The organism is Microbacterium sp. AG790, assembly GCF_003634765.1.
GTDB lineage: Bacteria > Actinomycetota > Actinomycetes > Actinomycetales > Microbacteriaceae > Microbacterium.
This window is the reverse complement of record NZ_RBWZ01000006.1, coordinates 551,543-565,928: the sequence shown is the minus strand read 5'-3', so window position 1 is coordinate 565,928 and position 14,386 is coordinate 551,543. Positions and strand designations below refer to the sequence as shown.

Here is a 14,386-nt window from a genome sequence, read left to right as displayed (position 1 = left end):
GCGTCCGCCGTAGCGGACAACGAGACCAGCGGTCTTTGGCTTCGTCCAGCATACGTGAGCCGACCGGACGCGCCAAATCGGCGGCGGCTCGGGTGTCGCGTCCGTCCACGTCGACGGCGCGGGTTAGCCTCGATGACATGACTCCGGAAGCTCTCGCGCGCGTCGCGCCGGAGCTGGCAGAGCGGATCGTCGCCGACTCCCGCGATCGCGTGGGATGGATGCGGGCGCGATCTCGCGGCATCACCGCCACGGACGTCGCGCAGCTGACGAGCCCCGCCGCCATCGCACGTGCGGCCGACGCCAAGCTCGGCGCCGGCCGCGGCTTCTCCGGCAACGCCTTCACCGACCACGGGCGCCGTCGCGAGCCCGAGATCGCGGCGTGGGTCGCGGCGACCCACGGCATCCACCCGTCGTCGGCGCTCTTCCACGCGGTCGTGGAGAAGCGTCATCTCGCCACCCCCGACGGCATCACCGTCGACGCGGACGGTCGCGTGACGCTCGCCGAGATCAAGACCACGAACAAGACGTGGAAATCGATCCCCCGCACCTACCTTCGCCAGGTCTGGTGGCAGCAGCACGTTCTGGGCGCGGAGCGCACACTGGTCGTCTGGGAGGAGCACGACGGGTTCGTGCCCGTCGGAGACGAGCCCCGCTGCGCCTGGGTCGATCGCGACGAGCGCGAGATCGGCAACCTCGTACGCCTGGCGACCGAGCTGATCGACGAGCTCTACCGCCGCACGATGCTGCGCCGGACGGACGTGCAGGCAGCGCGGGATGCCGCGGCATCCCGCCCTCGCGAGCCCTTCCGCGCCCTCGCACTCAGCGACTGAGCCGCGGCGGGAACAGCCGGGAATAGTTGACGCAGGTCAACGTTGACAATATGGTTGACCAAGCTCAACCGTTGATTTACGTCAACCATTTCGCCGCCACGGCGACTCCTCCGCACCGCAGCACTTTAGGAAGTACCCCCATGTCAGAAACCCTCGCCGCCGGCACGCCGCCGCGAATGTCCCACCGTCAGGTCCTCGAAGCCCTGTCGGGACTCCTTTTGGGCATGTTCGTCTCCATGCTCGCCTCGACCGTCGTCTCCAGCTCGCTGCCCGTCATCATCCACGACCTCGACGGCAACCAGACCGCGTTCACCTGGGTCGTCACCGCGACGCTGCTGACCACGGCGATCTCCACGCCGATCTGGGGCAAGCTCGCCGACCTCACGAACCGCAAGGTGCTCTACCAGCTCGCGATCGTCATCTTCGTGCTGGCCACCGCCGCCGCCGGGTTCTCGCAGAGCCCCGAGATGCTCATCGCGTTCCGCGCGGTCCAGGGCATCGGCGCCGGCGGCCTCGCTGCCCTCAGCCAGGTGCTCATGGCCGACATCATCAGCCCCCGCGAACGTGGCCGCTATATGGGCCTGTTCGGAGCGGTGATGGCCCTCGCCACGATCGGCGGCCCCCTGCTGGGCGGTGTCATCACCGACGCGTGGGGCTGGCGCTGGAACTTCTTCGTGTCGCTTCCCGTCGCCGTCGTGGCGCTGGTCCTGGTGCAGGCGACTCTGCACGTGCCCGCACGACCCCGCAAGAAGACGACCATCGACTACCTCGGGATCGTGCTACTGTCGGCGGCCGTCTCGCTGCTGCTGATCTGGGTCACCAACGCCGGCACGACCACGACCGGCGACTGGTGGGATCTCGGCAACAACGACTGGTGGAGCCTGACCACCGTGCTGATGGTCGGCGGAGCGATCCTCTCGGCCCTGCTGTTCGTGATCGTCGAACTGCGCTCGCGCGAGCCGCTCGTCCCGCTGACGCTGTTCCGCAACCGCACTTTCACCCTGTCGGTCATCGCCTCGATCGCCACCGGCATCGCGATGTTCGGCGCATCGGTCTTCCTCAGCCAGTACATGCAGCTGGCCCGCGGCGCGACGCCCACCGAGGCGGGCCTCATGACCATCCCGATGATCGCCGGCCTGCTGGTCGCCTCCGTCGGCGTGGGAACCCTCGTCACCCGCTACGGCCGGTGGAAGCCCTACCTCATCGTCGGAGCGGTGCTGCTGATCGCCGGGTCGGCGCTGCTGTCGACCATCCACTACGACACGAACTTCGCTCTCGTGTCGGTGTACATGTTCCTGCTGGGCGCCGGCGTCGGCATGACGATGCAGAACCTCGTTCTCGTCGTGCAGAACACCACCCGGCCGGAGGAGATCGGCGTGGCGAGCTCGGGAGTCACCTTCTTCCGCAGCCTCGGCGGCACGATCGGCGTCTCGGTGATGGGCGCCGCTCTCGCGGCACGCGTCGTGGATCTGGTCGCACAGCGCAAGGAGGACATCACCGCCGCGATCATGGGGCTCGGCGACCAGGCCTCGTACTGGGCCCAGCAGCTGCAGGCCGGCTCGCTGCCCAAGGTGTCGGCCATGCCCGATACGCTTCGAGTCGTGTTCGAGGACATCTACGCCAACGGCATCTCGCACTCCTTCCTGATCGCGGTGCCCTTCGCGGTGGTCTCGCTCATCGCGATCGTGTTCCTGCCCAACAAGCCGCTCACGACGATGACCACCGTCGAGCGCATGCAGGCCAGCGAGGCCGACCTCGCCACGGTCTCGGTTCCCGAGGCGATGGAGACGCTCACAGCCACCGGCGCCGTGCGCACCGTGCCTGCCGGAACCCGAAACGATGGCTGAGACGACCGAAGACTCCGGTTCCCGCACCGCCGCGGTGCGGGAACTGGAGTCCGAGTTCGGTGAGCTGATCACCCGCTTCCAGCGGGTGATCAGCGAGATCGCGAACCGGGTGAGCCCCGGCCTTCTCCCCGGCGCCTACAAGGTGTTCACGACGATCGCGCGCCGCGACGGCGTGACGCTGTCGTCCCTGTCCGATCTGCTGATGATGGACAAGGGCCAGCTGAGCCGGACCATCCGCGAACTCGAGTCGCTCGGCCTCATCTCCCGTTCCCCCGACCCGGCCGATGGCCGCTCGAGCCTCCTCGCCCCGACGCCGGAGGGTCTTGCCCGTCTCGAGGCGGCCCGCGCGCCCCAGCAGGGACTGCTGCTCGACGCGATCGTGGACTGGCCGCTGGACGACATCAACGCCCTCACCCGGCTGCTGCGGGCGCTCGGCGACAGCGTGACCCGGCGCTGACGGCGATGCCGCTCGGCGCCGAGGAGATTAGTCGCCCGGTAGCACTCGCGTAACACGGTCGAGACATCTCCGGGGTTGACTGTCTTCACGGGGGCACCGCGCCGCCGCGGCAGCACGTGCAGCCAACGCCGACACGCACGGGAAGGAGCGACCAGATGGTCTCTCACCGTCTCACCAGATTCCGGCCGCTGCGATCGGCATCCACGAAGGATGCCGCCGGACAGGCCTCCGTTCCCGAACCCCCGGCGCAGATGCGCGCGATCGTCTTCGACGAGCCCGGCGCGGCCGACGTGCTGCGCGAAGACACCGTCCCGGTGCCGACACCGGTGCTGAGCGAACTGCTGGTGCGCGTGATCGCGGCCGGCGTGAATCCGATCGACGCCAAGACCCGCTCCGGCGCCGGCGTGTACGGCGCCCTCTCCGATCAGCCTCACAGTCTCGGCTTCGATTTCAGTGGCGTCGTCGTGTCGACCCCGTACGAGTCGCACCCGCTGCCTCCCGGAACAGAGGTGTTCGGCATGACGGCCTTCCCGCGCTCACCCGGCTCGTACGCCGACTACGCCGTCGTTCCCACCCTCGCCGTCGCCCGCAAACCCGCCGCCCTCTCTCACGTCGAGGCGGCCGCCGTTCCCTTGGCGGCTCTGACGGCATGGGGGCTGGTGGTCGAGACCGCGCACGCCCACGAGGGGCAACGGGTGCTCATCCACGCCGGTGGCGGCGGGGTGGGCCACTTCGCCGTGCAGCTGGCCTCGTACTTCGGCGCGCAGGTGATCGCGACCGGATCGGCCGCCAATCTGCCCTGGCTGCGCGAGCTCGGCGCCTCGGTCGTCATCGATTACGCCTCGACCCGCTTCGAAGACGTCGTCGGAACGGTCGACGTGGTGATCGACCTCATCGGCAACGTCCACGATGACACCGGAACCCGATCGCTGTCGGTCCTGCGTCCCGGCGGGCTGTACATCCTCGTGCCGACCGGCGCGTGGCCCGGCTACGCGGATGCTGCGGAGGCGGCCGGTGTGCGGGCCACGTCGTACAAGGTCGTACCCGACGGCAGCGTGCTCGCGACCCTGGCCCGACTGCTCGACTCGGGAGCGATCCGCGTCTTCGTCGACCGCGTCTACGATCTCGGCGATGCCGAGGCCGCGCATCGCGAGATCGAACGCGGCCACACGCGGGGAAAGATCGTGCTCTCGGTCAGCGACCGCTGACCGGATCGGTCCGCTGCGCCGGAGCGAGCACCCGGCGCCCTTCCTGGACGATCTCCTCCGCCACGGCATCCAGCAGCACGGAGCGCAGGTTCCACTGCTGCCAGTACAGCGGCACGCGCACCGGAGCACCCTCCAGCCGGACGAGCGTGCCGGCATCCAGCGCGTGCTGAGACTGCAACCGTGGCAGCAGCGCCCAGCCCAGGCCCAGCTGCACCGCCGCGGCGAAGTCGTGCGAGGCGGGCACCCGGTGCCGCGGCGGATCCGCCGGATCGACGCCACGGGTGCGCAGCCACCGTGTCTGCAGGTCGTCGCGTCGATCGAAGTCGATGAGCGGCGCGTCACGCAATCGTGCGGCGGCATCGGATGCCGCCGTGTCGAGCCACCGATCGCGGAAGGCGGGAGTGGCGACGGCCTCGTAGACGAGTTCACCGAGAGGGACCACGCGGCATCCGGCGACGGGGTGTGCGCGCGAGGTCACGGCGCCGGTCACCGTTCCGGATTCGAGGAGCGCGGCGGTGAAGTCCTGGTCGTCGCGGTGCAGGTCGAAGACGACCGGATGCCGCTCGGCGAGCCGTGCCAGCGGCGAGAGGAACCACGTGGACAGCGAGTCGGCGTTGACGGCGAGCGGCATGCGCACGGGCGCGGCGTCGTCGCCCAGCGCCCGCGCCGCGTCGGCCTCCAGCAGCGCGAGCTGACGCGCATAGCGCACGACGGGATGTGCGGCATCGGTTGCCTGCACCGGCTTGGTACGCACGAGCAGGACGCGTCCGAGGGTCTCCTCGAGCGTTTTGATGCGCTGACTGATCGCAGACGGGGTGACGTGCAGGCGACGCGCGGCGCCGTCCAGAGTGCCCTCGTCGAGCACCGTCACGAGGGTGTGCGCGAGCTCAGCCGGAATGCGGATCATCAGCTCAGCTTACGCAGCCTCAGAATCATGATCTGGGCTTGTGGGTCTCCCCGGTCTACGCTCGCGTGCGTGCTTCCCTCTGCGCTGGCCGGCCTCGGCCTCGGCCTGTCCCTCATCGTCGCCATCGGCGCGCAGAATCTCTTCGTGCTGCGCCAGGGGATCCGTCGCCAGCACGTCACCGCGGTGGTGGTGGTCTGCACGCTCTCCGATGCGCTGCTGATCGCGCTGGGCGTGTCCGGCATCGGCGCGGCCGTGCAGGCGCTCCCGGGCCTGATCGAGGTCGTCCGGTGGGCCGGTGCGCTCTTCCTCGCGGGCTACGCGCTCGTGGCGGCACGGCGGGCTCTGCGCGGATCGGCGGCCGGCCTCACGGGTGACGGCCCGGCATCCGACGTCTCCCGCCGTGCGTCGGTCATCCTCACCTGCCTGGCCCTCACCTGGCTCAACCCGCACGTCTATCTCGACACGGTGTTCCTCCTCGGCGCCGTCGCCAACACGCACGGCTCGACGAGGTGGGCCTTCGCCGCCGGCGCCGTCACGGCGTCGGTCGCCTGGTTCTGCACCCTCAGCTTCGGCGCGCGCCACCTGGGCCGACGCCTGGCGACGCCGCGGGCCTGGCGGGTGCTGGACGGTGCGATCGCCGTCGTCATGCTGGCGCTGGCGGTCAGCCTCGTCCTGCCCCATTGACGGCGGCTGCAGTCGCGCGCACCGACCGTCCGACGGGGCACGGGCAGAATGGACCGATGACACGGGTTCATCTGATCGCCGCGGGCGGCGTGCAGGGCGTCGGCTACCGTTTCACCCTGCAGACGGTGGCCACCCGTGCGGGTGCGACGGGGTGGGTGCGCAACCGCGCGGACGGCACGGTCGAGGCCGAGATCGAGGGCACGCCCGACGCGGTCGCCGCCGTCGTGGCGTGGGCGCGAACGGGACCGCGCGGTGGCTGGGTCGATCAGCTGCGCGTCACGGAGAGAGCCGAGGAGGGCTCGAGCGTCTTCGAGATCCGCCGCGACGGGTGAGCGCGAGACGACGATGGGGCCCCACCCGAAGGTGGAGCCCCATCGTGACGTCGATCCGAGGATCAGACGAGGGAGTTGACGTCCAGCGGGATGCCGGGACCGAAGGTGGTCGACACGGCGCCCTTCTGGATGTAGCGGCCCTTCGAGCTCGAGGGCTTCAGACGCACGATCTCCTCGACCGCAGCGGTGAAGTTCTCCTCCAGCTGCTCGGCCGTGAACGAGGCCTTGCCGACGACGAAGTGCACGTTGGCGTGCTTGTCGACGCGGAACTCGATCTTGCCGCCCTTGATCTCCTCGACGGCCTTGGCCGGGTTGGGGGTCACGGTGCCGGTCTTGGGGTTCGGCATGAGGCCACGGGGACCGAGGACCTTACCGAGGCGACCGACCTGGCCCATGAGCTCGGGCGTGGAGACAGCCGCGTCGAACGCGGTCCAGCCGGCGGCGACCTTCTCGATGAGCTCGGCGCCGCCGACCTCGTCCGCACCCGCGGCGATGGCGGCCTCGGCGGCCGGGCCCGTCGCGAACACGATGACGCGGGCGGTCTTGCCCGTGCCGTGCGGCAGGATGACCGTGCCACGGACCATCTGGTCCGCCTTGCGCGGGTCGACCGCGAGCTTGAGGGCGACCTCGACGGTCGAGTCGAACTTCTTCGACCCCGTCTCCTTCGCGAGCTTCACGGCCTCGGTGGACGTGTAGAACTTGTCGCGGTCGATCTTCGCCGCGGCTGCTTCGTAAACCTTGGACTTAGCCATTGTGCGTTCCCCCTCAGTCCTCGACCGTGATGCCCATGGAGCGGGCGGTGCCGGCGATGATCAGCGAGGCGGCCTCGATGTCGTTCGCGTTCAGGTCGGGCATCTTCGTCTCGGCGATCTGACGGACCTGGTCCTTGGTGAGCTTCGCGACCTTGACGGTGTGCGGGGTCTTGGAGCCCTTCTGCACGCCGGCGGCCTTCTTGATGAGCTCCGCGGCGGGCGGGGTCTTCAGGATGAACGTGAAGCTGCGGTCCTCGTAGACGGTGATCTCCACGGGGATGACGTTGCCGCGCTGCGACTCCGTCGCGGCGTTGTACGCCTTGCAGAACTCCATGATGTTGACGCCATGCTGACCGAGCGCGGGGCCGATCGGCGGCGCCGGGTTGGCGGCACCGGCGTTGATCTGAAGCTTGATCAGGCCGGTCACCTTCTTCTTCGGTGCCATTCTCTTTCCTTCTGTCGAGCGCCCGTCGGCCGGAGCATCGGGGCGCGCTTCCACACGATCGGCGGACCCGAAAGGTGGTGGGGATGTCGCGCGACGAGCGCGCAACCTGATGATTCTACCGGATGCCGCGGCATCCGGCAGGAATCACTGCTTGGTGACCTGGTCGAACGACAGCTCGACCGGCGTCTCGCGCTCGAAGAGGGAGACGAGCACGGTGAGCTTGCCGCTCTCGGGCTTGATCTCGCTGATCGAACCGGGCAGACCCGCGAACGAGCCTTCCTTGATCGTGATGGTCTCGCCGATCTCGAAGTCGACCTCGGTGATGACGCTGCGCGCCGGGGTGGACGTCCCCTTGCCGGCGCCGCCCTTGGCGGGGGCCGTCTCGGTGACCTGCACGAGCGACTTCAGCATGTTGAAGGCTTCTTCGAACCGCAGCGGCGTCGGGTTGTGGGCGTTGCCGACGAAGCCGGTGACGCCGGGCGTGTGGCGCACGACCGACCAGGTGTCTTCGTTCAGCTCCATACGCACCAGGACGTAGCCCGGGATGCGCACCCGGTTGACCATCTTGCGCTGGCCGTTCTTGATCTCGACGACGTCCTCCATCGGGACCTCGACCTGATAGATGTCCTCTTCGACTTCGAGCGAGTTCTTGCGCTGCTCGATGTTGGCCTTCACCTTGCGCTCGAAGCCGGCGTAGGAGTGGATGACGTACCACTTGCCCGGCAGCGAACGCAGGTCGGCGCGGAAAGCCTCGTAGGGGTCTTCCGGAGCCGCGTCGGGCTCGCCGTTCACGTCGGGACCGTCGTACGGCGCGATCTCCTCGGCGGCGTGGGCGGCGGCCTCGGCCTCCTCCTCGGCGAGCGCGTCGGTGAGCACCTCTGCGGCGGCCTCGGCCTCGGCGGCCTCGTCGATCTCGAGTGCGTCGTTCACGATGGCGTCTGCCTCCGGGTCGTCGATGTCGATGTCTTCGTCTTCGCCCTCGGCGTCGTCTTCATCGTCGACGACGTGCACGGCGAGGTGCTCTGCAGGCTCCGAGGACAGCTCCTCGGCGGCGAGGATGTTGCCTTCCTGCGCCTCGTCGTCCTCGCTGGACTGCTCGGCGGCAGTGGCCCAGTCGACGTCGTCGGTGTACTTCTCAGACACGTATGTCCTCTTCCCTCGGGGGTCGTGCGGTGACAGCTCGGGCGTCGGCTGGATCAGCTCGGCACGCCGAAGACGACCTGCACCACCCAGGTGAAGAGCAAGTCGAGGCTGTACACGACGGCCATCATCACGACGACGAAGCCGAGAACGACACCGGTGAACTTCAGCAGCTCCTGGCGGGTCGGCGTGACCACCTTGCGGAGTTCGCCGAAGACCTGGCGGATGAAGAGCGCGATCCGCTGGAAGAAGTTCAGCTTCTTCTCACGGGGCGTGCCGCCTGCTGCGACGACCTCGCCGTGCGCCTCTTCCTGGACCATGTACCCACCCATGTGACGTGCTCGGACGTGCTCGGACTTGCTTCCCACACCGGCGTGAACCGGCGCGACCTGCGGTGTCAGCTGATCGCTGACGCGCAGGGCGGACAGGAATCGAACCTGCAACCTGCGGTTTTGGAGACCGCTGCTCTGCCAATTGAGCTACCGCCCTAGAGATCCTGAGATCCCGGGGTGAAGGCCACTTCTCCGCACGAGCGCCACGTGGAGCGCGGGCACGGCGAAAGAATGCAGACTTCAACTGCACTGTCCAGTGTACGTCATGCCATCTGGGCGCGCGAACCGTCAGTACTGCTGCACCCCGTAGCGGTCGGGTTCGGGTCCCCTGCGGAAGTCTCGGCCCGACACGGATGCCGCGCGCACCCGGACGTAGTTGTACTTCACCGTGGGGATCCAGGGCCGAAGCCCCAGCTCGTCGGCGGCGCGCACCTCGTCTGCGCTCGTGAGCCGCTGCGCGTGCCCGCGGATCACGACGCTCCAGGCATCGGTGTCGCTGTACTCGTCGACTTCGAACAGGACGTCGTCGTTGATCGTCAGCTCGGTCAGCTTGCTGCCCTCCGCGGTACGGAAGAGCACACTGTCACCGTCGACGATGTAGTTCACGGGGAAGATGTCGAGCACGGCGCCGACGTGCGTCACGAGGCGCCCGAGCTCCTGTTCCGCGAGGCGCTGCCAGCACTGCCGGTCATCGAGGAAGCTGACCGCATCCGAGGTGTCCATGGGCACATCCTGCTCCGCTCGTGCGCACAGCGCCAGCCCCTCGCGCCGGGCAAATTCTCGAATAGCCTGGACAGATCCCCCGACGCTCCACACCGAGGTATGACGCTGAACGAGAACGCCGCACATCAGTTCCAGGTCGACCTGCGCGGAGTCATCGACCTGCTCAGCCGGCACATCTACTCCGGCCCCCGCGTGTACCTGCGCGAGCTGCTGCAGAACGCGGTCGACGCGATCAGCGCCCGCCGCGGCGTCGACGGCGGGGGCGGTCGTGTGCGGATCACACCGGTCAGCGCGGCATCCGACGAGTTCGTCCTCCGCGACGACGGCGTGGGCCTGACGGCCGCCGAGGTCGCCGACCTGCTCGCCACCGTCGGACGCAGCTCCAAACGCGACATCTTCGACCTGCCGCGCGGAGGGTACCTGGGGCAGTTCGGCATCGGGATGCTGTCGTGCTTCATGGTCTGCGACACCATCGTCATCCGCTCCCGCAGCGCGGTCACCGGCGAAGCCGTGGAGTGGGTGGGTCGCTCCGACGGCACCTTCCGCGTCGGGCCGTGCACGCAGGACATTCCCGTCGGCACCAGCGTGCACCTGTCCCCCCGCGCGGAGACACGGACGCTGGTCGAGACGGCCACGGTACGCGAGCTGGCAGAGACGTTCGCCGCCTATCTGCCGGTGACGATCGTGGTGGACCTGCCCGCCGGCGGCGAGATGACGATCACGACCGAGCCGCCGTTCCTCGCCGACGACCGCGACGCCCGTCTCGCCTACGGCCGCGACCTCATCGGCGCCGAGCCTCTGGACGCCATCGCGCTGTCGGTGCCGGCCACCCTGACCCGAGGGGTCGCCTACGTGCTGCCCTACGCCCCGCCCCCGTCGGCGCGGCAGAGCACGCGGGTGTACCTGCACCGGATGCTCCTGACCGAGCGCGCCGACGACATCCTCCCCGACTGGGCGTTCTTCGCCCGTGCGGTGATCGATTCGGAGGGGCTGCACCCCACCGCCAGTCGGGAGTCGCTCGTCGATGACGATGCCCTCGAGCAGACGCGGCGAGAGCTCGGCGACGGCATCCGCCGGTGGATCCTCGAGCTGGCCCTGCACGACCCGGCGCGCCTGGCGCAGTTCGTGGCGATCCACGAGGTGGCGCTGAAGTCGCTCGTGCGCCACGACGACGAGCTCGCCCGCTTCATCGTGCGGTGGCTGTCGGTGGAGACGACGCAGGGGCGTCTGCGCATCGAGGAGCTCGTGCGCCGCTATCCGCACGTGCGCTACACCGAGACGGTCGACGAGTTCCGTCAGGTCGCGAGTGTCGCCGACACGAGCGGTGTGCTGGTGGACGGCGGCTATGTCTACGACGCCGATCTCGTGCGCCTGCTGCCGAGGCTGTTCCCCGAGATCACCGTCGAGCGTGTCGACGTCGTCGATGAGATCGACCGTCTCGATCTTCCCCCGCTCGACGATCGCGACGCAGCGGTCGCCCTCGAGCGGCGCGCGGCGGCGACGCTGGCCGACGTCGAGGTCATCGTGCGCGTGTTCGAGCGCACCGAGCTGCCGGGGCTGTTCGTCTCGGACCCGGCCGTGCTGCGCGCCCTCGACCGGGGACGGGCGCGCAGCGCGGGTGGGACCCTCTGGGGAGGCGTGCTCGACCGCGCCGCCGCGGTCGCCCGGGACGGGGAGCGGTCGGCGGCCTCGGCGTCGCGGCTGTGCCTGAACTGGAACAACGATCTCGTACGCCGGCTCGCGACGACACCCCGCGACACCGGCGAGCGGGTCTTCGCGCTGAGCGTGCGGCTGCTGTACGTGCAGTCGCTGCTGGCCGGACACCACCCCCTCGGCGCGGCGGACCGCGCGCTCATGACCACCTCGCTGTCAGAGCTGCTCGAGCACGCCCTGCGCGCCCAGACCGACGAAGAACAAGGAGAATCATGACGAGCTACGGCACCCGCATCCGCGCCCTCTTCGACGAGATCGACCGCACGCCCTGGGGTCCCGAGGAGCGGGCTCTCGTCGCCGAGGCCGTCGCGCTGGCGCAGGAGAGCGACGACGAGCGCCTCGAATACGAGGCGCGACTGCGACAGACGTCGAGCGCGAACATGTCGGGCGACACCGACCTCATGCTGACCTCGTTCGCGTGGTGCCTGGCCCATCACGACGCCGACCCCGAGCGCTTTCCCGCCGTGCTCGAGCCCGCGGGCGATCTGCTCTGGCAGTACAAGTGGATGGCCGGAGCGCTGTCCAACTCCCCCGAGTTCGCTCCCGCCCAGATCGCCGCTGTGCTCGATGACATGCACGAGCACTACCGCCGCGCGGGTGTCGGCGAGTCGGGCGTGCTGATGGCGCGCTTCGAAGACGCCTGGTCGGCCGGACGCGTCGAGGAGGCGACCGCGCTGCAGCGCATTCTGGAGGCGACGCCGCGCGACGACTACAGCCACTGCGATGCCTGCGTGCGCAGCCAGTTCGCCGGCTTCTTCGCCGAGACGGGGCGGGAAGAGGACGCCATCCGTCTGGTGCAGGAGATGATCGACGGCGGGTTCTCGTGCGGCGAGGAGCCCGAGCACGCCCTCGCCCGCATCCTGCTGCCCTACCTTCGCGCCGGCATGCTCGACCAGGCGCGGGCGGCCCACCTGCGCAGCTACCGGCTCGCGAAGGACAACCCCGCCAACCTCGCCATCATCGCCGACAACGTCGTCTTCTGCGCGGTGACCGGCAACGAGGCCCGCGCTCTGGCGCTGGTGGAGAAGCACCTGCCCTGGCTCGTCCACGACGGGCTGGATGCCGCCGCGCACGAGACCGCTCTCGCGTCCTTCGCCGTCGGCCTGGACGCGGTCGCCGCCGCGGGCCATCCCGACACCCCGGTGCGCGGCTCCGACGCGGAAGACCTCGTCGCATTGTGGGGCCCGCACGATGGAGCGTGGACCGCGTCCGCCCTGGCGAGCCGCGCGTGGGAGCTCGCCGACACGATCGCCGCCGCGTTCGACGCGCGCAACGGCACCGACGCGCATCGACGCGCCCTCGCCCGCCTGCGCGACGCCGCGCGCGAACGCTACGACGTGCCGATCCACTCGCACGAGTTCTCCGCGCGCGCCACCTCCCCGGCTCCGTCTGCACGGACGCCCGAGGAGCGCGTGCAGCACGCGCTGGTGCTGACTGGCGCCGGCTCGAGCGCCGCGATCGACGCGATCCGCGCAGCGCTTCCGGACGCCGTCGGCGAGGACCGCGTCGCGCTGAGTTCGCACCTGCTGTCGGCCCTGTGCTCCTACGGACGCACCGAGGAGGCCGCGGCAGAACTGCCGGCCCGTCTCGCAGTGCTCCGCGAGGCGGGCCGCGACGTGCAGGCGGGCCTCGAGGAGCGTCTCGGGCTCGTGCTCTTCGGCGTCGACCTCGTCGAGTCGCTGCCGCGGGTGCAGGAGGAGCTCGACGCGCTCGGCGACGAGCACCTCCTCGAGCGCGCCGACCTGCTGTCGACGCTCGCGATCGGCCGGATGTGGGCGGGCGCACACGCCGACGCCGCCGAGCCCGCCCGCGCCGCCGCCGCACTGTTCACTCAGGCCGGCGACACCCGCCGCGCTCACGGCATGCGCCTGCTGGAGGCCGACGCCGTCTCCGCCGACGGCGACACGGCCGGCGGCGCCGGCCTGCTGGACGCGCTGCTCGGCGACCCTGCGCTCGAGGACGGGCGCCGGGTGCGGGTGCTCGCGACCCGCGCCCGTCTGCACGGGGTCGCCGAGGAGTTCACGGAGGGTGCCGCGGCCGCCGACGAGGCGGCGCGGGTCGCGGTGTCGATCGGTGTGGACGACGCGATGGTCTCGGAGATGTTCCTGCTGGCGGCCATGCTGCACGAGGACGACGGCGAGCCCTCGGCCGCCGTGAGCCGCTACCGGGTCGCGGCGGAGCGGCGCGACGCGGTGGGTCTGCCCAGCGTCGACGTGCGCTTCCGCCAGGGCCGCGCGATGCTGGCGGCCGGTTACGCTGCGGAAGCGGTGGACACGCTCAACGACGTGCTGCGCGAAGAGAGCGAGAACGGCGTGGAGCCGGGATCGCGGGCTCTGACCGCGGTGCTGCTCGCTCAGGCGCTGCATGCCGCCGAGGAGTACGGCAACGCGGTCGGCGCCTGGGCCTACGCGGCCGACCTCCGAGAAGAGGCCGAGGACGCCGTCGGACGCGCGTACGCGCTCGTGCAGCAGGGACGCCTGCTCGGTCGCTTCGGGGCCACGGACGACGCCATCGAGGTTCTCACCGAGGCCGTCGATCTCGTCCGCGGCAATGAGGACGAAGTGGGACTGCTCGCCGACGGCCTCCACGTGCTCGCGCAGGCGCACCAGCAGCGGGGCGACGACGAGGCGGTGACGCTCATCGACGAAGCGCTGGATCTCGGCCGCCGGCACGAGGCGACGTGGTTCGTGGCCGACGTCCTGGACACGCGCGCCCGGCTGCTCGCCGGTCAGGGACAGACCGATGCCGCCGTGGCGACCGCGCTGCAGGCCGCGGACACGTTCGCGGATGCCGGCGACCCGGCATCCGCCGGAGGGTCCGAGCTGTTGGCCGCGCGGGTGCTGCGCGAAGCCGAGCGCGCCGACGACGCCGTCGCGCTCTACCGCGCGGCGTTCGAGCACGCGAGCGACGCGGAGCCGCTGCGGCAGGCCGTCGCGCTCGAGCTCGGCGACCTGCTCGAGGCGCTCGGGCGCCACGGCGAGGCCGCCGACGTCCGCGCGGTGCTGCCGGCCTGAGC

Annotated in this window: 14 protein-coding genes and 1 tRNA gene; 8 read left to right on the top strand and 7 right to left on the bottom strand. The window is 70.1% G+C overall.

Features of this window, described 5'->3' with window-relative positions; all coding sequences use genetic code 11:
• The first annotated feature begins 137 nt into the window (after window positions 1–137).
• The 4 genes from DEU37_RS03220 (at window position 138) to DEU37_RS03205 (ending at window position 4,342) form a co-directional block, all read left to right on the top strand.
• Window positions 138–830: a YqaJ viral recombinase family protein gene (locus DEU37_RS03220; protein WP_121189218.1), complete on the top strand. Its 693-nt coding sequence runs from the start codon at window positions 138–140 to the stop codon at window positions 828–830.
• A 140-nt stretch (window positions 831–970) separates the two neighbouring features.
• Window positions 971–2,677: an MDR family MFS transporter gene (locus DEU37_RS03215; protein ID WP_121189217.1), complete on the top strand. Its 1,707-nt coding sequence runs from the start codon at window positions 971–973 to the stop codon at window positions 2,675–2,677.
• The gene (locus DEU37_RS03210; RefSeq protein WP_036316898.1) at window positions 2,670–3,134 is read left to right on the top strand and encodes a MarR family winged helix-turn-helix transcriptional regulator; all 465 of its coding nucleotides are present in this window, start codon (window positions 2,670–2,672) and stop codon (window positions 3,132–3,134) included. The genes DEU37_RS03215 and DEU37_RS03210 overlap by 8 nt, the downstream gene beginning before the upstream one ends.
• 155 nt (window positions 3,135–3,289) lie before the next feature.
• Entirely contained in the window at window positions 3,290–4,342 is a 1,053-nt protein-coding gene (locus tag DEU37_RS03205) for an NADP-dependent oxidoreductase (RefSeq protein ID WP_121189216.1), read from the top strand.
• Here the strand turns inward: DEU37_RS03205 and DEU37_RS03200 are convergent.
• Window positions 4,329–5,249 (bottom strand): LysR family transcriptional regulator ArgP, encoded by a 921-nt coding sequence (locus DEU37_RS03200; RefSeq protein WP_121189215.1) that lies wholly within the window; start codon window positions 5,247–5,249, stop codon window positions 4,329–4,331. The two genes, DEU37_RS03205 and DEU37_RS03200, sit on opposite strands and share 14 nt — an antisense overlap.
• A gap of 27 nt (window positions 5,250–5,276) precedes the next feature.
• Here DEU37_RS03200 and DEU37_RS03195 point away from each other — a divergent pair, with 27 nt between their 5' ends.
• On the top strand, window positions 5,277–5,933 hold the full coding sequence (locus tag DEU37_RS03195; RefSeq protein ID WP_121189214.1) for a LysE/ArgO family amino acid transporter: 657 nt from the start codon (window positions 5,277–5,279) through the stop codon (window positions 5,931–5,933).
• A gap of 56 nt (window positions 5,934–5,989) precedes the next feature.
• A complete protein-coding gene (locus DEU37_RS03190; RefSeq protein ID WP_121189213.1) occupies window positions 5,990–6,265 on the top strand; it encodes an acylphosphatase in 276 nt (91 codons plus the stop codon).
• A 62-nt stretch (window positions 6,266–6,327) separates the two neighbouring features.
• On the opposite strand, the gene rplA is transcribed toward DEU37_RS03190, so the two are convergent.
• The 6 genes from rplA to DEU37_RS03160 form a co-directional block, all read right to left on the bottom strand.
• Window positions 6,328–7,017: a 50S ribosomal protein L1 gene (gene rplA, locus DEU37_RS03185; protein WP_121189212.1), complete on the bottom strand. Its 690-nt coding sequence runs from the start codon at window positions 7,015–7,017 to the stop codon at window positions 6,328–6,330.
• Window positions 7,018–7,030: 13 nt separating this feature from the next.
• On the bottom strand, window positions 7,031–7,462 hold the full coding sequence (gene rplK / locus DEU37_RS03180) for a 50S ribosomal protein L11 (protein ID WP_005050009.1): 432 nt from the start codon (window positions 7,460–7,462) through the stop codon (window positions 7,031–7,033).
• A 144-nt stretch (window positions 7,463–7,606) separates the two neighbouring features.
• Window positions 7,607–8,605, bottom strand: a complete 999-nt coding sequence (nusG, locus tag DEU37_RS03175; RefSeq protein ID WP_121189211.1) for a transcription termination/antitermination protein NusG — start codon at window positions 8,603–8,605, stop codon at window positions 7,607–7,609.
• Window positions 8,606–8,658: 53 nt separating this feature from the next.
• Window positions 8,659–8,922, bottom strand: coding sequence for a preprotein translocase subunit SecE (secE, locus tag DEU37_RS03170; protein ID WP_167626531.1), 264 nt, complete (start codon window positions 8,920–8,922; stop codon window positions 8,659–8,661).
• 96 nt (window positions 8,923–9,018) lie between these two features.
• Window positions 9,019–9,091: transfer RNA gene (locus tag DEU37_RS03165), tRNA-Trp, on the bottom strand.
• Between the two features lie 131 nt (window positions 9,092–9,222).
• Window positions 9,223–9,657, bottom strand: coding sequence for a pyridoxamine 5'-phosphate oxidase family protein (locus DEU37_RS03160; protein WP_036290181.1), 435 nt, complete (start codon window positions 9,655–9,657; stop codon window positions 9,223–9,225).
• Between the two features lie 99 nt (window positions 9,658–9,756).
• Between DEU37_RS03160 and DEU37_RS03155 the strand changes: the two genes are divergently transcribed.
• Window positions 9,757–11,586 (top strand): HSP90 family protein, encoded by a 1,830-nt coding sequence (locus DEU37_RS03155; protein ID WP_121189210.1) that lies wholly within the window; start codon window positions 9,757–9,759, stop codon window positions 11,584–11,586.
• Window positions 11,583–14,384 carry a hypothetical protein gene (locus DEU37_RS03150; protein WP_121189209.1) on the top strand — a complete coding sequence of 934 codons (2,802 nt, stop codon included), beginning with the start codon at window positions 11,583–11,585 and terminating at the stop codon, window positions 14,382–14,384. Before DEU37_RS03155 ends, DEU37_RS03150 begins: the two co-directional genes overlap by 4 nt.
• Window positions 14,385–14,386: the final 2 nt, after the last annotated feature.